This window comes from uncultured Virgibacillus sp. (assembly GCF_947495635.1).
In the GTDB taxonomy this organism is placed as follows: Bacteria; Bacillota; Bacilli; order Bacillales; family Amphibacillaceae; genus Virgibacillus; species Virgibacillus salarius.
The window spans coordinates 12,853-32,246 of the sequence record NZ_CANMAB010000008.1 but is presented as its reverse complement, the minus strand read 5'-3'; the positions used below and the strand labels follow the sequence as shown (position 1 = coordinate 32,246).

Genomic DNA, 19,394 nt, shown 5'->3' with positions numbered 1-19,394 from the left:
ATGAGAGAATAAAAGCTACGAAAAAGGTGATATTTTGCAGGAAATAATTGAAGCAATAAAACAGTATAATACAATCATTATTCATCGACACGTTCGCCCAGATCCAGACGCCATTGGATCACAAGTAGGATTAAAAGCACTTATTAAGCATTCATTTCCAGAAAAAAATGTCTATGCTGTTGGTGAAGAAGAGGATACATTAACTTTTTTAGCAAGAATGGATACTATTTCTGATGAGCAATATCGAGGCGCACTTGTTATTGTATGTGACACAGCAAATACGGAGCGAATATCTGATGAACGTTATCAATTAGGTAGTAAATGGATTAAAATTGATCATCACCCCAATACGGATGAATACGGTGATATACAGTGGATAAATATTGGGGCTAGCTCTACAAGTGAAATGATCTATGAATTTTTTATACAAGCAAAGAATCATGGCTTTTCATGTAATCATGAAGCAGCACGTCTTCTTTATGCAGGCATAGTAGGAGACACGGGTAGATTTTTATATCCGAGCACATCGAAAAAAACGTTCCAATATGCTGCAGAACTAGTAACCTATTCATTTGATCGCACAGCATTATATGATGGAATATATAATGTGAAAGCGAATATAGCGAAGTTACGTGGCTATATTTTGCAAAACTTTACATTATCTCCATCAGGTATGTCTTCTGTTAAGCTAACAAAACAAATTTTAGAAGAATTTCAAGTACAACCAACCGATACAGGTCAATTGGTAACAGCTTTAGGAGATGTTGAAGGAATTTGTGCATGGGTAATATTTATTGAAGAGGATGAGATTATCCGAGTTCGCTTGCGGTCGAAGGGACCTGTCATTAATGAGTTAGCCGCTAAATTTAATGGTGGAGGTCATCCCATGGCATCGGGCGCTTCTGTAAGCACGTGGGAGGAAGCGGATAGACTAGTACGTGAATTAGATGAAATATGTGTAACATATAATAACGCATAAAAAACGAGCCGGTACTTTCGGCTCGTTTATTCATCGTAAGTAATTAACTACTTTTTCTATTGGAGTTCGGGATAAACCAGCAACCTGAATTTGTGTTGTCATAAATGACGTCCAAGTGTTCCTTCTCAATATCACGTTTTATTAAGCGAATGAGCTCATGTGATTCAGCATAAGCGGAATGGCCCTCTTTTAGTCGAGCTATTTTTTCATCGCGCATCCGTCTATGATTCATTACCAACATGAAAATCCACTCCTTTCATCTTAAGCAGTATATGAAAGTTAATCGCAAATGTTCTTTTCTTATTTTTATTTTAAACAAAAAATAACGATATTACCATAAATTTTCAAATATTTCATAAAACGTTCACATTAGTTAGCAAGATCTGCTTTAACGGTTATTTTAATATGTTTGGATATAACTAGCTTTGTTATTGTAAAGTTGTAGGTAAACTCGTCTACAGTATAGGCTTTGTTTTCAATGGTGGATACAAGTAATTTTTCACTTTCTGCGATAAGAGAAAGATCCTTTCCGTAAATATGTTTTAACTCGGTTTTTACCATCTCTTCTAAATTATCAATAATAAGTCGATCCAAAGGCAACTCATCTGTATTTTCAATGGTTAACGATACGGACTCAATAGTTACCGCCTTCTGCGATTTTTCGCTTAACTCATCGTTATCTTCTAATAAGGATTCGTTTTGATTTTGTAAATCATTTATTTTACTGCGAAATTGATTGTTTTCCTCAAGTAATGATTCATACATCGATCCATACATATAAAGAAGGGTACAGTAGGCAATTACACCACCGATCATTACACCAACAAAAAAACGCTGCCAAGTTACTTTTTTATGATAAGGAGGGATATGCATCAATTAATTTCCTCCTGAATAAGCCAATTTAACAAAAGTATCGCTGTTTTCACGCCACCCATTGCGGAAAGAATAAATAATGCCTGTTTTACTAAATCCATGGTTGATCCATCATAGATACCCTTTTCAAAATTCGCAATTGCATCAAAGGTTCCACCAATCGCAGCTACTATTGCCCAAATACGTAAACGGTTAGCAATTCGACCAATATCATATATTGGTGCATCTCCAGTGACAAATGCACCGATACTTCCAATAATTGATCCACCAATTATGACACCAAAAGCAATAAAGTAACAATGTATAAACGTCTCAAAAAATCGTTCTTCCATAAGAACGCACTCCTCGTGAGCCATGTTAGTTCCATTGTATGATTAATAAGGACAGGTTATGCTTTTGAATCAGCTTTTCCGTATGCATGTTCTATCTAGATTGGTATAATAAGAAGTAGAGATTTTAAAGGACGGGATACGATGTCGTTTACACATTTACAAGTACGTAGCAGCTATAGTTTGCTGGACAGTACGATTACAATCGAAAAATTAGTGAAAAAAGCTATTGAGTTAGAGTATGATGCTTTAGCACTTACGGATTATCAGGTGCTGTACGGAGCAATTGATTTTTATAGGCAATGCAAAGCGTATGGGATCAAGCCTATCATAGGGATGATTATCACAGTGAGAGGCGAGAAAAATAATGATAAAGAACAAGTAACATTATTAGCTAAAAATAATCACGGTTATCAGAACTTAGCTAAGCTAAGTACACACATTCAGAAAAATGGAGAAGGAGGTATTACTATAAATGAGCTATCTCCTTATGTGGCGGACTGCGTTGGTATTCTTTCGATTAATCATTCCTCTATAGCAAAAATACTATCATCAAACCTATATGAGGATATTCATACACTTTTATCAGGATTTATGAACTTGTTTAAGCAAGGAGATTTCTATCTTGGCATCGAAGCTAGTCGCACTGAAATAGACACGGTACTGATTCAAAAAGGAATGGAGTTCAAGGATCAATACTCCATTCCTGTAGTTGCATTAAATGATGTTCGCTATTTAGAGGAGAAAGAAGCCATTGCCTTTGATTGCTTACAAGCGATGAAAATGAATGAAAAGTGGAATGGAAAACAAATAAGTACGCATCTTCAGCATCATCATCTTCGTTCTAAAGTAGAGATGGATCATATATTTATTTCCTGGCCAGAAGTATTGACAGAAACGGAAAACATAAAAGCCAAATGTGACGTTAACTTTCAATTTAATCAACGTCATCTTCCATCTTTTCCACTTCCAAATGGGAATGAGGATGCACATGAGTTTTTAGAAAAGTTATGCTGGAAGGCAGTAAACTCTAAATATACCTTGCTAACAGATGAACTACGTAGTCGGTTAACCTATGAACTACGTGTCATTGAATCTATGCAGTTTAGTGATTATTTTCTTATTGTGGCAGATTTCATTCGTTTCGCTAAACAAAATAATATTTTTGTTGGACCAGGTAGGGGATCTGCTGCAGGCTCATTAGTCGCTTATATTCTGGGGATTACGGAGATAGATCCGATAGAATATGACCTTCTATTTGAACGTTTTCTAAATCCAGAGCGCATGACCATGCCGGATATCGATATAGATTTTTCTGATACTAGACGCGACGAAGTGTTGATGTACATTCGTGAGAAATACGGGCATGATCATGTGGCTCAGATCATAACATTTGGAACCTATGCAGCTCGTTCATTGCTGAGGGAGCTCATAAAGACAATGGATATCAATCAACAGGATGCATCCTTCATTTTGCGACATATTCCAGTTCAGTCAAAGAAAGGTATTGTTCACATTGTTAACGAATCAAAGGAATTAAAAGAGTATGTAAAGGGATCTGAACAATTAAAAGTGCTGTTTACCGTTGCAACAACATTAGAGGGAATTCCTAGGCATATTTCGACACATGCTGCTGGAATTGTCATAACACAGGATCCGCTTGTAGAGTATATTCCTTTAGCAACAAGCGGGTCAGATATCTGGCTAACTCAATTTCCAATGAATGATTTAGAGGATATAGGATTATTAAAAATTGATTTACTAGGGCTACGAAATTTAACATTAATGGAGCGTGTTAATAGAACGATAAATTACTCGAAAAATAAAACAATTCATCTGAACGAAATCCCTGCTGATGATCAGGAAACATTTGCTTTGCTTAAAGAGGGGAAAACCAATGGTGTATTTCAGCTTGAATCCCAAGGGATGAAACAAGTACTTCGCGAATTACAACCATCAACATTTGAGGATATCGTAGCTGTTAACGCACTATATCGGCCTGGTCCGATGGAATATATTCCGACATATATAAAACGAAAACATCAGCAAGAAGCTATTGTTTATCCACATCCTGATCTTGCTTCCATTTTGGTTAAAACTTACGGAGTCCTTGTTTATCAAGAGCAAATTATGCAAATTGCTAGTAAGATTGCTGGTTTTTCTCTAGGGGAAGCTGATATATTACGTAGAGCAGTAAGTAAAAAACAGGAAGCGGTAATGGAGGAACAAAAAGGGAAATTCATTGATGGCTGTATTGGAAATGGCTATGATCTATCTGTTGCTGAAGAGCTATTCGCTTGGATTGTTAAATTTTCTAATTATGGATTTAATCGCAGTCATGCAGTAGCATATAGTAAAATAACTTATCAATTAGCTTATTTAAAAACACATTTTCCTGCTGCTTTTTTTGCTGAACTCTTAAGCTCTTCCGTTAATCAACATGACAAACTACAAACGTATGTAAGGGAAATGAAGGAGTTACAATTAACGCTGTTACCACCATCTATCAATAAAAGCTACGGGCGTTATTCGGTAGAAGGGGATTGTATTCGCATAGGCCTTCTTCAAATCAAAGGTATTGGGAAGCAAGTAGTACATGAGATTGTCCAAGCCCGCAAAGAACGTCCATTTAAGAATCTTTTTGATTTTTGTTTACGTATTTCATTAAAGACAGTGAACAGACAAACAATTGAACTTTTGGTTATGTCAGGCGCAATGGATGAATTCCATGGCAACCGAGCTAGCTTGATGGCAACTATTGATCAAGCAATAGAACAAGGTGAGCTCTTTAAAGAGTTTCAAGGACAGCCTCGTTTATTCGATGATCAAATAGAATTAGAAGGTGAGTATGTACTAATTGAAGACTTTACGCAAATAAAAAAGCTAGCAGATGAAAAAGAATTACTAGGTATCTATGTCTCTGATCATCCATTAACTTCGTACAGAAAACAGTTACAGCGAAGTGGCTATATAAGGCTAGCACATGCACGTAAGTTAATTGGAAAAAGAAACGTAAAGAGTGCGGCTGTTATTCAACAAATTAAAACGATTCGGACAAAGCGTGGAGACCCAATGGCTTTTCTTACATTAGGAGATGAAACAGGTGAAATGGAGGCAGTGGTCTTCCCAGATTTATATCGTCAAATTAATCGGTGGTTGAAGGAAGAGTTGCTTGTTATTATGGAAGGGAAAATAGAATCTCGAAATCAACGAATACAATGGTTACTCTCATCAGTAGAGCTGTTATCGGAGGAGGTGCTATACAAATTAACAACAGGTAGGCTGTTTATAAAAATTTCTGGGAATAGTAGTGAGTCGGAATTAAAAAAGATCAAGCAAATAGCGAATCATAACCCTGGTAATACGCCAATCATTATTTTTCAGGAAGATACAAGAAGGACATATCAGCTTTCTGAGGAATATTTCATTCATCCAAATAGAGAAAGCATCAAAAACTTGGAAACATACTTTGGAAAAGAATCTGTTGTGTTCGATTCAGACAAACAATAATCATTACTTTACAGACACGAACCATCTGTTATAATGGAGAGGTTAAGGGTGGTCAGACCACTATAAGCATCGAAGGTAATTAGTATTTTTTCTGCGAAAGGGAGCGATTAGTAAAGATGGCAAGCTTAAGAGATAAAGCGTTGCACTTGCATAAAGTAAATAAAGGTAAACTAACGACACAATCAAAGATACCAGTTACCAATGCAAAGGAGTTGAGTCTAGCATATTCTCCTGGAGTAGCTGAACCTTGTAAGGAAATTCATGACCATAAGGAAACGGTTTATGATTATACAATGAAAGGGAATATGGTTGCGGTTGTCAGTGATGGCTCAGCGGTGTTAGGACTTGGAAATATTGGGCCAGAGGCAGCACTTCCAGTAATGGAAGGGAAGTCTGTCTTATTTAAAAGCTTTGCTGGTGTAGATTCCTTTCCTATTTGCTTGGCTACCCAAAATGTAGAAGAAATTGTAAATGCTGTAAAGCTGATGGAGCCTACATTTGGTGGAGTGAATCTAGAGGATATAGCAGCACCAAATTGTTTTATCATTGAAGAGCGTCTTAAAAAGGAAACAAATATACCTATATTCCACGATGATCAGCATGGGACTGCTATTGTAACTGTTGCAGGATTAATCAATGCACTTAAATTAGTCGGTAAGTCTTTTTCGGATATTAAAGTTGTAGCAAACGGAGCTGGAGCAGCTGGGATTGCAATTATTAAATTATTATATAGCTTTGGCGTACGTGATATGGTTATGTGTGACTCTAGAGGTGCCATATTTGAGGGACGTTCATATGGTATGAACGACGTGAAAGAAAAAGTGGCAAAATATACGAATCAGGCTAAAAAAGAAGGTAGTCTTGAAGAAATGCTTGATGGTGCTGACGTATTTATTGGTGTATCCGTAGGTGGTGCACTAACGAAGGAAATGGTAGAGAAAATGAATGATGATTCGATTATATTTGCGATGGCAAACCCTGATCCTGAAATCATGCCGCAGTTGGCTAAGGAAGCTGGCGCAAAGGTGATTGGGACTGGCCGTTCTGACTTTCCGAACCAAGTTAATAATGTACTTGCCTTTCCTGGGATCTTTCGTGGTGCATTGGATGTCCGAGCTACTAGAATTAACGAACGTATGAAGGTTGCAGCAGCAAATGCTATTGCTTCGCTAATTTCAGAAAGTGAGTTAAATGAGGACTATGTAATTCCTGCTCCATTTGATGCTAGAGTTGCGCCTATCGTCGCCAAAAGTGTCGCACTTGCTGCAATGGAATCAGGTGTGGCTAGAATAGAAGTTGATCCAGAAGACGTAGCGGAGAAAACGAGAAGATTAACACAGATTGATGAAAAATGATGTGTTAAAAGGAGTGAGTCATGGCTGTGTCCATGCCATCAAAACAAAAAGTATATCACGGTGTATTAACCGAGATTCGACACTTTATTAATAGTAATAATTTACAACCAGGAGACAAGCTTCCTTCGGAAAGAGAGCTTGCTGAAAAGCTCCAAGCCGGAAGGTCTTCCATACGTGAGGCATTACGAGCAATGGAACTACTAGGTTTAATTGAGACACGGCATGGTGAGGGTACTTATTTAAGTGCTTATCGTTCTTATCAGACGGTTGAATTGCTCTCTTCTTTTATATTACAAGGAGATCAAATAAAGGTTGAATTATTACTTACTATTCGAATATTAGAAAAAGAGGCAGCAAAACTTGCTTTTGATAGGATACATGAAACAGAAATCAAAGCGTTGAAAACGATTATAACTAGTGATGAACGAAAGCCAAACGATAGGCACGCTGCTTTTTTTAGTTATATCTTTGAAAGAACAGATAATTTGTTATTTACGAAGGTATGGCGTTTAATGTATGAATTTGCTATCACCGTAGAGGATGTTTATACGAGTTCCATATTTTATCAAGAACTCATTCAGCTGTACGTTGAACGAGATTTTAATTCGATTGAAACGTTATTCGACGCTTTAGCTGATAAATAAAGGTTTTTAGACGGCGGATTATGACAATTTTTTTAATTTGAGTTCGCTATAATATATATTATAGGGTTTCATTCTTGCTGTCTTTAAGGCACCAGGCTCTGTTGCTCGTATGCCATGGTTTTGTTGAAAAAAGGAGGAATTGCCTTGCTTAAGGATTTTTTTGGCAAGCGAAGAAAATACGCATCCATTCCTAGCGAACAAGCAAAAGCAGATGTTCCAGAAGGGCTAATGCAAAAATGTAACGGATGTCATAAAATATATTATCGAAAAGAAATGAATAAGAATTTACAAGTTTGTCCAAATTGTGGGTATCATCACCCCTTACAAGCTTGGGATCGTATCGATACATTATTTGATGAAAACAGCTTTGAAGAATGGGATAATGATCTTATTACGAGTAACCCACTTCAGTTTCCTGGTTATGAAGAAAAAGTGGTAAAAGATCGTAAAAAAACAGGTTTAAATGAGGGTGTCGTTACAGGAAAAGGTACAATTGAAGGACAAGCTACAGCGTTTGCTGTCATGGATTCGACTTTTCGAATGGGAAGTATGGGATCTGTAATCGGTGAAAAAATTGCAAGAGCATTAGAAAACGCAAAGAATGAAGGACTGCCCTTTATTATATTTACTGCATCTGGTGGAGCGAGGATGCAGGAAGGTTTATTAAGCTTAATGCAAATGACAAAGACTTCTATTGCCGTGAAACGTTTTAGCGATGCAGGTGGGTTTATGGTTTCTGTCATGACGTATCCTACAACTGGCGGAGTATCTGCAAGTTTTGCATCAATAGGTGATTATAATATCGCAGAACCTGGAGCGTTAATCGGATTTGCAGGTAGACGAATTATTGAACAAACAATTAGGGAAAAATTACCAGAAGATTTTCAGACTGCTGAGTTTCAATTAAAGCATGGACAACTCGATAAGGTTGTTCACCGTCAAGAAATGCAGGAACTATTATCAAAGTTGCTTAAGTTTCATCAGAAAGGTGGGGAAGAAGCGTGAAACAAGTTTTAGAATTTGAGAAACCCATCGTTGATTTAAAAGAGAAAATCTCTGAACTTAAGCGATTTACACAGGATAGTGAGATTGATTTATCGGATGAAATTACAACACTAGAGAAAAGGCTAGCTGTATTAGAAAATGATATTTACGGAAACTTAAAACCCTGGGATCGAGTCCAACTTGCAAGACATTCAGAGCGTCCGACTACATTAGACTATGTTCATAAACTGTTCACCGATTTTATTGAATTTCATGGAGATCGGTTATTTGGTGATGATGAGGCAATAATTGCTGGAATAGCATATTATAAAGATAATCCAGTTACTGTTATAGGGCATCAACGTGGGAAAGATACAAAAGAAAATTTACGAAGAAATTTCGGTATGCCACATCCAGAAGGCTACCGTAAGGCATTAAGACATATGAAGCAGGCAGAGAAGTTCGGACGACCAATCATTTGTTTTATAGATACAAAGGGTGCATATCCAGGAAAAGCTGCTGAAGAAAGAGGCCAAAGTGAGGCGATAGCCCGTAATCTAATGGAAATGGCAGGCTTAAGAGTCCCCATCGTATGTGTGGTTATTGGCGAAGGAGGCAGCGGTGGTGCCCTTGCCTTAGGAGTTGGTGATGAGATACATATGCTGGAAAACAGTACGTACTCTGTTATATCTCCGGAGGGAGCTGCATCCATCCTGTGGAAAGATTCGGCATATGCTCAGCGTGCAGCTGAATCAATGAAAATTACCGCATATGATTTGAAGAAATTGCAAGTGATTGATAAGATAGTACCTGAGCCTAAAGGTGGAGCACATCGAGATTTAGACCAACAAGCGGCTTATTTGGATGAGGTATTAGAGCAATCGTTGCATACGTTAAGTAAATGCTCTGCAGACACATTGCTTGAGAATAGATGGCAAAAATATAAACAGATCGGTGATTATAATCTGTTATAACTCAAGTGCTGTTCTTTCTTCTTTTAAAGATTGCAAGGCAGTTTGTAAAGTGTTAAGCATATCAGGCGCGTACATTATTTTTAGAGGTTGACATTTTATGTCAACCTCATCTTCGTGTTTTTGATGAAATTCTCTATGTTCTACATGCTTTCAATTGCTATTTTACTAAATTCCAATTATCTTTAAGAGAGGGTATTATTAAACATAGATAAAAAGTTCGACTAGAGGTGAATTGTATTTATGAAAAAAATTGGTGTATTGACTAGTGGTGGAGATGCTCCAGGAATGAATGCAGCCATTCGAGCAGTAGTACGAAAAGCCATTTATCATAATATAGAGGTTTACGGTATTAAATATGGCTATCAAGGATTAATGGAAGGTAATATTGAACGAATGGAAATTGGTTCAGTAGGTGATATTATTCATCGTGGTGGTACAATTCTTTATTCTGCAAGAAGTCAAGAATTTAAAACAGAGGAAGGGCAACAAAAAGGTATTAAGCAGTTGGAGAAATTTGGAATTGAAGGATTAATCATTATAGGCGGTGACGGTAGTTTTCGTGGTGCTCAAAAACTAACCGAAAAAGGCTATCCTTGTATAGGTGTGCCAGGAACCATTGATAATGACATTGCTGGAACTGATTTTACCATTGGTTTCGATACAGCACTTAATACTGTCATCGAGGCTATTGATAAGATACGTGATACAGCTACTTCGCATGAACGAACATATATTATAGAAGTGATGGGAAGAGATGCAGGAGATCTTGCACTCTGGGCTGGCTTAGCAGATGGTGCCGAGAGTATTCTTATCCCTGAAAAACAAGAAGATTTTAATATGGTTATAGAAAAGCTAAGGCGTGGGCATAAGCGTGGTAAGAAGCATAGTATAATTGTGCTCGCTGAAGGTGTTGGAAGTGGTTTTGAGTATGGTAAACGTATTGAAAAAGCAACAGATCTTGATACGCGTGTTACCGTATTGGGACATATTCAGCGTGGCGGATCACCAACTGCTTCAGATCGAGTCTTAGCTAGCAGACTAGGAGCAAAAGCGGTAGATCTGTTGCTGCAAGGAAAAGCTGGAAGAATGGTAGGAATTAAAAATAATTCTTTAGTAGATCATGACATCATTACGACATTGAACGAAGAACATACCATTAATGATGAGATGTACAAGCTGTCACAAGAATTATCTATATAGTTTAGTTGTTTTTTCGGATGGTAACGAATTGTAATTTATTTTCACTCAACATATTTTTATTGACGTATAGACGATAAAAGAACTGCCGTTAGCACCGTTTCTCTAAGGGAATGAATTCTTTTAAATAAGTGTTACTTTATTGGTATTAGCTAAGGAGGAAGCAAGAAATGAGAAATACAAAGATTGTATGTACGATTGGACCCGCTTCGGAATCAATCGACAAATTAGAAAAACTGATTGAAGCAGGTATGAATGTTGCTAGGTTAAACTTTTCGCATGGTGATTTTGAAGAGCATGGTGCTCGTATACGTAATATTCGTAAGGCTGCCGAAAAAACAGGGAAAACAGTAGGTATACTATTAGATACAAAAGGGCCAGAAATTCGTACAGGGAACTTTAAAGATGGAAAGGCAGAGCTTGTTCAAGGTAATGATGTATATGTTTCCATGAAAGAAGTTGAAGGTACTGCTGAGCGTTTTTCTATTACGTATCCGGGATTAATAAATGATGTACACGAAGGTTCTAAGATACTATTAGATGACGGTCTTATTGAACTAGAGGTTACCGATGTTGATAAAGCGAACCAAGAATTAAAGACGACAGCCTTAAATTCTGGACTAATAAAAAATAAAAAAGGGGTAAACGTGCCAAATGTATCCGTAAACCTTCCAGGCATTACTGAAAAGGATGCTAAGGATATTGAGTTCGGTATTGAACAAAATGTCGATTTCATTGCCGCATCATTTGTCAGACGTCCATCTGATATATTAGAAATTAAAGAGCTTTTAGAAAAACATCATGCTACACATATACAAATTATCCCTAAAATTGAAAATCAAGAAGGTGTTGATAATATCGACAGTATTCTTGAAGTGAGCGATGGACTAATGGTTGCACGTGGAGATTTGGGAGTAGAAATTCCTGCTGAAGATGTGCCGTTAGTACAGAAAAAATTAATTAAACAATGTAATACAGCAGGTAAACCAGTGATTACAGCAACGCAAATGTTAGATTCTATGCAACGAAATCCACGTCCCACAAGAGCAGAGGCATCTGATGTTGCAAATGCTATATTCGATGGTACGGACGCAATTATGCTATCAGGAGAAACCGCTGCTGGTGATTATCCAGTTGAATCGGTACAAACAATGAGCAATATTGCAATAAAAGCAGAAACTGGTTTAGATCATCATTCTATTTTACGAGATCGATCCAAACACGTTGATATGACAATCACAGATGCTATTAGTCAGTCGGTTACGCATACGGCAATGAATTTGTCTGTTAGTTCCATTATTACACCAACAGAGAGTGGGCATACCGCACGCATGATTTCCAAATATCGTCCACAGGTACCAATATTGGCAGTAACCTTCTCAGAAAGGGTAAATCGTCAACTAGCATTGGTCTGGGGAATTCATGCAGTAATGGGTGATCGAGCAAATTCAACGGACGAAATGCTCGATGTCGCAGTTGAGCGTGGATTGCAATCAGGGATTGTTGAACACGGGAATAGAGTAATCATTACAGCTGGAGTTCCCGTTGGTGAAAGTGGTACAACAAATCTGATGAAGGTACACGTGATAGGTGACGTTATCGCAAAGGGACAAGGAATTGGGAGAAAAAGTGCATATGGCAAAGCAGTCGTTGTGAAATCTGCTGAAGAAGCAGTGAAGCAAGTACAAGAAGGAGATATTTTAGTAACATATGGTACAGACAGAGAAATGATGCCAGCAATTGAAAAAGCCAGTGGCATCATAACAGAAGAAGGTGGCTTAACTTCTCATGCGGCTGTTGTTGGTTTAAGCCTTGGTATTCCGGTTGTTGTAGGTGTTAAAAACGTATTTGATGTTATCAAAAATGCAGAAGATATTACAATTGATGGCGCAAAAGGCGATATTTATCAAGGACATACAAGAGTCCTTTAACGAAGAAACAGTGAAAAAGGACGATAATCCTTTTTCACTGTTTACTTTTTTCTTTAATTCGTATCATATTATGACAATACTTTGTAGAGGGAGCTAAATCTATGCGTTGGTTTTTGTTGATAGCGTTTTTATTATCCGCGTTAGAGATAGGTGTATTTATATGGGTTGGTGGTATGATAGGCGCATGGTGGGTTGTTCTATTAATATTACTAACTGGTGCAGTAGGGTTTTTATTAGCGAAGCAACAGGGTATTGAAACATGGAAGCGCGCACAACTTTCTATGCAAAAAGGAGAAGCGCCTACTGGCTACATTATTGATGGCATCTGTATTTTAATTGGTGCTGTTTTATTAGTAACGCCAGGTTTTATATCTGATTTTATTGGGTTTATGTTAGTAATCCCAACAACACGGAGACCGTTTAGGAAAAAGATAGAGCAATTTATAAAACGATTGATTACAAATCGAAAGATAATCTACCGTAGATGGTAATATTAGCCTTTAATAAACTGCAAAATTTCTTGAAATGTACCTGCTTGATGTAATGCATTTATGATGATCAAGAAGACAGGCGCTAGTATAAATCCAACTACGCCCCAAAGCTGTATACCTACAAATAATGTAATTAATGCTGCTAAAGGGTGAAGTCCCATACTTGAAGCAAGGATTTTTGGCTCAATAAACTGACGAATAATAATAATTAAACCATATAGAATAGCTAAACTAATAGTCATAGAATAATTACCAATTAGGAATACGTAGACCATCCAAGGAATAAAGATAATTCCCGAGCCAATATATGGGAGGATGTCCATCATTGCCGAGTAGAGTGCAATTGTAAAAGCATGTTCGATGTTTAATAGTAATAAACCAACATAAACGAGTAAAGCAGTTATCAATACAAGAATACATTGAGCTTTGATATATCCAGATATTGTGCTTTTTAGATGCCTCGCGATATTAGCCATTGGTTGCTTGGCGAAGCTTGGACTCAAATTCTTTAAAAGGTGCTTTAGGCTGTCATAATCATTTGTAATTAAAAAAACCGCAAGAAGAATAAAGAGAATGACAGTGATAGAACTAGGTAAGCTAGTAATGAAAGCTGGTATCTTGAAGAGTAGATCTTGTACAAAAGTGGTTCCGCTTGCAGTAAGATTAGTAACAAACTGTTTTATATTTTCACTGATCGCTAATTGTTGAGAAGTGTCTAACATGCGAACATAAGAAATAATTTTCTGATATAATGGTATGATGGTGTTATTAATAAAATCTGTTACGAAGAGACTAATTGTTTGGAAATGCTGTGGTATCTCATCTGCTAAAAATTGTGTGCCTTGTAATAGCTCGGAAAAAATGAATAGTAGAATACCCCCTAGAGTGGCAATGATTATAATCATGATAAAGGTAACTGCTAGCATTCTAGGGAATTTCAGCTTTCTTTCAAGGATTGATACTACTGGATTTATTAGAGCTGATAGAAGTATTGCAATCACTAAAGGGTATAAATATGCAAAGCTTTTCGTAACAACGATGCACAAAACAATGAAGACGATAGCAACAATAAAAAAACGTAATGTTTGAAATAAAATTGGCTTGTACATAATGTAACCTCATTTTTATAGAATTCTAATAGCTTCTTTTAATTACATATGAAATTTTAATGAAGAATAGACGTATAAATTAGTAAAGTCGATGTTCATTGTACAAACGAGCGTTGGTTTTCTTTTTTTCTACATATAACTGAAAGTGAAACCTTGACTTTAAGCAATCAAGCGATATGTAAGTGGAAATCGACTGCCAGTAAATGTCCGAGTGGTTCAAAGGCCTTTAGGTCATACCTCTTGTGGTACTAACATCCTTGTGGGATAAACAAAACCCTAAGGATTGAAGCTTCACTTTATATGAATTTAAATTTGGGGAATATTTATTGAAGTAAATCCATTTTTTGCAAGAAATACGTGGTTCTTGTAAAATTTATTGGTAAAATTAATCGGTTTCAATTCACATTAGATTCATAATACTTTATAATTATCCATGGGGATAATTATAATTTTGTAAGAATATTGTCGAAAAAAAGATAATATCCTGAATAATTAATAAAGGAGAGGGTTTGTTATGACAGCAACAACGAAAGGCCTTGAAGGAGTTGTAGCAACTCAATCGTCAATTAGTTCTATCATAGATGACCAGCTGACATATGTTGGATATAAGATTGATGATTTAGCCGAGAATTCGAGCTTTGAAGAGATCATTTACCTGTTATGGAATCAAAAACTTCCAACAAAAGCTGAATTAGATGCTATGAAAAAAGAGCTTGCTGCAAATATGGAATTGCCTGATGCAGTACTTAATCATCTACGATCCTATGATCTTTCTTCTGTTCACCCAATGGCAGCGCTGCGAACTGCTATTTCTTTATTAGGGCTTTATGATGAAGAGGCAGATGTCATGGAGAGGGAAGTCAATAAGAAGAAAGCAATCCGTATACAAGCGAAAATCTCTACAATTGTTACTGCTTTTGCAAGAATTCGTCAGGGTAAAGACCCTATTAAGCCAAAAAAAGAATATAGTTACTCCGAGAACTTCTTGTATATGCTTAACGGTGTAGAACCAAAAGATGTCGAAGTAGAAGCAATTAATAAAGCATTCGTACTTCATGCAGATCATGAATTGAATGCTTCCACATTTACTGCTCGTGTATGTGTGGCAACGTTATCTGATATCTACTCAGGCGTTACTGCTGCAATAGGTGCTTTAAAAGGCCCACTTCATGGGGGAGCCAATGAAGGTGTTATGAAAATGCTAACAGAAATTGGCGAAGAGGAAAATGCTATACCATATATTAAGAAAAAACTAGAAAGCAAAGAGAAAATCATGGGTATGGGACACCGCGTTTATCGTAATGGTGATCCACGTGCCAAGTTTTTAAAAGAAATGTCAAGACAGCTCACAGAATTAACTGGTCAACCGAAATGGTATAATATGTCCGTTAAAATTGAAGATTACATTAAAGAGCATAAAGGGCTTCCTGCAAACGTAGATTTCTATTCGGCTTCTGTATACCACAGCTTGGGAATAGACCACGACTTATTTACACCGATATTTGCCATAAGCCGTGTTTCGGGATGGTTAGCTCATATTCTTGAACAATACGATAATAACCGATTAATTCGCCCTCGTGCTGATTACATTGGTCCAAAATCGCCCGAATATGTAGCTATAGACAAACGCTAATATCGTGTTTATTAGCGTAATCTTTATGCCGTTATGAGGGGAAAGAAACAACATCACTACTAGTTTGGTAGCAAGCAAAGATTTTCACATAAGTAAATCTTTGCTAAACTATAGATGCAGAATGAATTATAGGAGGTAACGATTGCTATGACACAAGGGGAAAAAATTATTGTAGAAAATGGAAAAATGAATGTTCCAGATACACCGATTGTACCGTTTATTGAAGGGGATGGTACTGGTCCGGATATTTGGGCTGCTGCTAGTAAAGTAATTGAAGCTGCGGTTGAGAAAGCTTACAATGGAACGAAAAAAATTGAATGGTTAGAAGTTTATGCTGGTCAAAAAGCCTATGACAAAACAGGTGAGTGGTTACCAAAGGATACACTTGATAAAATTAATGAATATAAGATTGCGATTAAAGGTCCGCTTACAACACCGATTGGTGGAGGAATTCGTTCTCTTAATGTAGCGCTTCGTCAAGAATTAGATCTATTTACTTGCTTACGCCCAGTTCGTTATTTTGAAGGTGTTCCGTCACCAGTTAAACGTCCAGAAGATGTGGACATGGTAATTTTCCGTGAAAATACGGAGGACATCTACGCTGGAATTGAATGGCAAAAAGGCTCGGATGAAGTTAAGAAAGTGATTAAGTTTCTAAAAAATGAAATGAATGTTTCTAATATCCGATTCCCGGAAACTTCTGGTATTGGAGTAAAACCAGTTTCTGAAGAAGGTACAAAACGACTTGTACGCTCAAGTATTCAATACGCATTAAATGAAGGGCGTAAAAGTGTTACTTTAGTACATAAAGGTAACATCATGAAGTTTACAGAAGGTGCATTTAAAGCTTGGGGCTATGAAGTAGCAGAAGAAGAGTTTGGTGATAAAGTATTTACATGGGCAGAGTATGATCGTATTGTTGAAAAAGAAGGAAAAGATGTAGCTAACAAAGCGCAAGATGATGCATTAGCAGCTGGTAAAATTTTAGTTAAAGATGCAATCGCTGATATTTTCCTACAACAAATTCTTACTCGTCCAAATGAGTTTGATGTTGTAGCGACAATGAACTTAAATGGGGACTACATTTCAGATGCACTTGCTGCACAAGTAGGTGGAATTGGTATAGCACCAGGCGCTAATATTAATTACGATACAGGTCATGCTATTTTTGAAGCTACTCATGGTACAGCTCCTAAATATGCAGGGTTAGATAAAGTAAATCCGTCATCTGTTATTTTATCAGCTGTTCTTATGTTAGAGCATTTAGGATGGAGAGAAGCAGCTGATCTTATTACAAATGCAATGGATAAAACAATTGCTTCTAAAGTGGTAACCTATGATTTCGCTCGCTTGATGGATGGTGCAACAGAGGTTAAATGTTCAGAATTTGGTAACGAACTTATTAAAAACATGGATTAATACACAAAGGGGATTTTTAAATGGCTATAAAGAGAAGTAAGATATCTGTAATTGGCTCAGGCTTTACAGGGGCAACTACTGCTTTAATGCTAGCTCAAAAAGAACTAGGAGATATAGTCCTTGTTGATATTCCAAACATGGAAGACCCAACAAAAGGAAAAGCCCTTGATATGCTAGAAGCTAGTCCTGTACAGGGCTTTGATGCTTCCATTAGTGGAACATCAAATTATGAAGATACAAAAGACTCTGACCTGGTAATCATTACAGCTGGAATTGCTCGAAAACCAGGTATGAGCCGTGATGATTTAGTTAATACAAATGCTAAAATCATGAAATCCGTTGCAAAAGAAGTTGTTAACTATTCGCCTGAAACGTATATTGTAGTGTTAACAAATCCTGTTGATGCTATGACTTATACAATTTTCAAAGAATCTGGTCTTCCAAAAGAACGTGTTATTGGTCAGTCTGGTGTACTTGATACAGCAAGGTTCCGTACATTTGTTGCCCAAGAACTTAATTTATCGGTTAAAGATGTTACTGGATTTGTGTTAGGTGGACACGGTGATGACATGGTGCCATTAATTCGTTATTCCTATGCAGGTGGAATTCCATTAGAAAAGCTAATTTCGAAGGATCGCTTAGATGCAATTGTGGAACGTACACGTAAAGGCGGGGGAGAAATTGTCGGTCTATTAGGGAATGGAAGTGCCTATTATGCTCCTGCTGCATCATTAACAGTTATGGCCGAGGCTATTCTGAAGGATCAGCGTCGCGTTCTTCCAGCAATTGCATATTTAGAAGGTGAATACGGCTATTCTGATATTTACCTAGGGGTTCCTACTGTGCTAGGCGGAAAAGGAATTGAAGAGATCATTGAGTTAGACTTAACAGATGAAGAGAAAGCAGCTTTAGATAAATCAGCTGACTCTGTTAAAAATGTTTTAAACATATTAGATTAATTATTGTATATATAAAGAGCACAATCTTAGGATTCGAAGTTATACTGAATGCTCCCTCTAAGTAGACAGATTAAAAAATACAATCTGACACTTGGAGGGTGTTTTATTATTCCTCTTTTTCGACATAGTGATGATTACTGCCAAAGCATGGATACAATGGTCCGTTAATCAAATTCGAGCCGACCTACGAATTGCGGAAAACAGCATGAATTTGCAGGTTTACGCAACTACAATAATTTTGCTTAGTCACGTAGCTAGACCCCGCTGCCCCATACTTCCGTTTGCGATGCGATGATAGAATAAGGATTATTTCGGCTTTAGATATTACTCTGTTTAGCTATGTTTCTTTATGGCTCTTCGCTCGTTTTATCTGTAAAAAGTGGTAATATAGCTGAGTTTTTGTTATAATAGAAAGCGCTTACATTACGGGGGTGTAGTTATGCTAGGTAAGAAACGACCATTAGGAAAAGAATTAAATGAAATTCAAGTGGGAGATACTTACTCGGAAACGAAAAAAATGGATGATAGGGATTTATTATTATATTTAGGTTTAACAGGTGATGCAAACCCTTTGTATCTTCAACATGATTATGCATCATTAACTGCTTATGAAAAGCCGATTGTACCATCTGTTATGTTATTTGGCATGGTCTCATCATTAGTATCTATGTCTCTTCCGGGACCTGGTAGCCACATTACACAACATGAAATGACTTTTCCTGCTCCAGTTTACCATAGTACAACAGTAGCTTTTACGTTAGAAGTAATTGCAATCGATTACCAGAACAAGCAAGTTGCTATGAGTGTGACTGGAACGAATCATGAAAATGAGATTGTCGTTCGCGGTAAGCTGTATGTAAGTCCAGCTTGTAAACCTAATTCATTGACTGCAAAATCATTAGAAAACTTTTTTTAATAATTTCTAATGTTAGGAAATACTATTCTAAAGAGGGGTAGTATTTCTTTTTGATTTTGTAAAAAATAATTTACAAACTCCTAACTTGTTC

At 36.9% G+C, this 19,394-nt stretch carries 17 protein-coding genes; 13 read left to right on the top strand and 4 right to left on the bottom strand.

What is annotated here, in order from left to right; translation table 11 throughout:
- The first annotated feature begins 31 nt into the window (after positions 1–31).
- Positions 32–979, top strand: coding sequence for a bifunctional oligoribonuclease/PAP phosphatase NrnA (locus Q1A47_RS03315; protein WP_026681432.1), 948 nt, complete (start codon positions 32–34; stop codon positions 977–979).
- 43 nt (positions 980–1,022) lie between these two features.
- Here Q1A47_RS03315 and Q1A47_RS03310 read toward each other — a convergent pair whose 3' ends face one another.
- The 3 genes from Q1A47_RS03310 to Q1A47_RS03300 form a co-directional block, all read right to left on the bottom strand.
- Positions 1,023–1,220 carry a hypothetical protein gene (locus Q1A47_RS03310; RefSeq protein WP_026681431.1) on the bottom strand — a complete coding sequence of 66 codons (198 nt, stop codon included), beginning with the start codon at positions 1,218–1,220 and terminating at the stop codon, positions 1,023–1,025.
- Between the two features lie 128 nt (positions 1,221–1,348).
- A complete protein-coding gene (ytrI, locus tag Q1A47_RS03305; RefSeq protein WP_026681430.1) occupies positions 1,349–1,852 on the bottom strand; it encodes a sporulation membrane protein YtrI in 504 nt (167 codons plus the stop codon).
- A complete protein-coding gene (locus Q1A47_RS03300) occupies positions 1,852–2,184 on the bottom strand; it encodes a YtrH family sporulation protein (protein ID WP_026681429.1) in 333 nt (110 codons plus the stop codon). The genes ytrI and Q1A47_RS03300 overlap by 1 nt, the downstream gene beginning before the upstream one ends.
- 141 nt (positions 2,185–2,325) lie before the next feature.
- Here Q1A47_RS03300 and dnaE point away from each other — a divergent pair, with 141 nt between their 5' ends.
- The 8 genes from dnaE (at position 2,326) to Q1A47_RS03260 (ending at position 13,267) form a co-directional block, all read left to right on the top strand.
- On the top strand, positions 2,326–5,691 hold the full coding sequence (dnaE, locus tag Q1A47_RS03295; protein ID WP_026681428.1) for a DNA polymerase III subunit alpha: 3,366 nt from the start codon (positions 2,326–2,328) through the stop codon (positions 5,689–5,691).
- A 116-nt stretch (positions 5,692–5,807) separates the two neighbouring features.
- On the top strand, positions 5,808–7,046 hold the full coding sequence (locus tag Q1A47_RS03290; protein ID WP_026681427.1) for an NADP-dependent malic enzyme: 1,239 nt from the start codon (positions 5,808–5,810) through the stop codon (positions 7,044–7,046).
- A 20-nt stretch (positions 7,047–7,066) separates the two neighbouring features.
- The gene (locus tag Q1A47_RS03285; protein ID WP_034679105.1) at positions 7,067–7,690 is read left to right on the top strand and encodes a FadR/GntR family transcriptional regulator; all 624 of its coding nucleotides are present in this window, start codon (positions 7,067–7,069) and stop codon (positions 7,688–7,690) included.
- A 144-nt stretch (positions 7,691–7,834) separates the two neighbouring features.
- Positions 7,835–8,695 carry an acetyl-CoA carboxylase, carboxyltransferase subunit beta gene (gene accD, locus Q1A47_RS03280; protein WP_166530174.1) on the top strand — a complete coding sequence of 287 codons (861 nt, stop codon included), beginning with the start codon at positions 7,835–7,837 and terminating at the stop codon, positions 8,693–8,695.
- Positions 8,692–9,648 carry an acetyl-CoA carboxylase carboxyl transferase subunit alpha gene (gene accA, locus Q1A47_RS03275; RefSeq protein ID WP_026681424.1) on the top strand — a complete coding sequence of 319 codons (957 nt, stop codon included), beginning with the start codon at positions 8,692–8,694 and terminating at the stop codon, positions 9,646–9,648. The genes accD and accA overlap by 4 nt, the downstream gene beginning before the upstream one ends.
- Positions 9,649–9,888: 240 nt before the next feature.
- The gene (gene pfkA / locus Q1A47_RS03270; RefSeq protein ID WP_026681423.1) at positions 9,889–10,848 is read left to right on the top strand and encodes a 6-phosphofructokinase; all 960 of its coding nucleotides are present in this window, start codon (positions 9,889–9,891) and stop codon (positions 10,846–10,848) included.
- A gap of 167 nt (positions 10,849–11,015) precedes the next feature.
- Complete coding sequence (gene pyk / locus Q1A47_RS03265) at positions 11,016–12,776, top strand: pyruvate kinase (protein WP_121605478.1); 1,761 nt, start codon at positions 11,016–11,018, stop codon at positions 12,774–12,776.
- Positions 12,777–12,877: 101 nt separating this feature from the next.
- A complete protein-coding gene (locus Q1A47_RS03260; RefSeq protein ID WP_026681421.1) occupies positions 12,878–13,267 on the top strand; it encodes an FxsA family protein in 390 nt (129 codons plus the stop codon).
- Positions 13,268–13,269: 2 nt separating this feature from the next.
- Here Q1A47_RS03260 and ytvI read toward each other — a convergent pair whose 3' ends face one another.
- A complete protein-coding gene (gene ytvI / locus Q1A47_RS03255) occupies positions 13,270–14,376 on the bottom strand; it encodes a sporulation integral membrane protein YtvI (RefSeq protein ID WP_026681420.1) in 1,107 nt (368 codons plus the stop codon).
- Between the two features lie 514 nt (positions 14,377–14,890).
- On the opposite strand from ytvI, the gene citZ reads away from it, so the two are divergent.
- The 4 genes from citZ to Q1A47_RS03235 all read left to right on the top strand — a co-directional run bounded on the left by citZ (position 14,891) and on the right by Q1A47_RS03235 (position 19,303).
- Entirely contained in the window at positions 14,891–16,009 is a 1,119-nt protein-coding gene (gene citZ, locus Q1A47_RS03250; RefSeq protein WP_026681419.1) for a citrate synthase, read from the top strand.
- A gap of 147 nt (positions 16,010–16,156) precedes the next feature.
- Positions 16,157–17,428, top strand: a complete 1,272-nt coding sequence (icd, locus tag Q1A47_RS03245; protein ID WP_026681418.1) for an NADP-dependent isocitrate dehydrogenase — start codon at positions 16,157–16,159, stop codon at positions 17,426–17,428.
- 20 nt (positions 17,429–17,448) lie between these two features.
- Complete coding sequence (gene mdh, locus Q1A47_RS03240; RefSeq protein WP_026681417.1) at positions 17,449–18,387, top strand: malate dehydrogenase; 939 nt, start codon at positions 17,449–17,451, stop codon at positions 18,385–18,387.
- A 439-nt stretch (positions 18,388–18,826) separates the two neighbouring features.
- Positions 18,827–19,303: a MaoC/PaaZ C-terminal domain-containing protein gene (locus Q1A47_RS03235; protein WP_121605475.1), complete on the top strand. Its 477-nt coding sequence runs from the start codon at positions 18,827–18,829 to the stop codon at positions 19,301–19,303.
- Positions 19,304–19,394 lie beyond the last annotated feature (91 nt).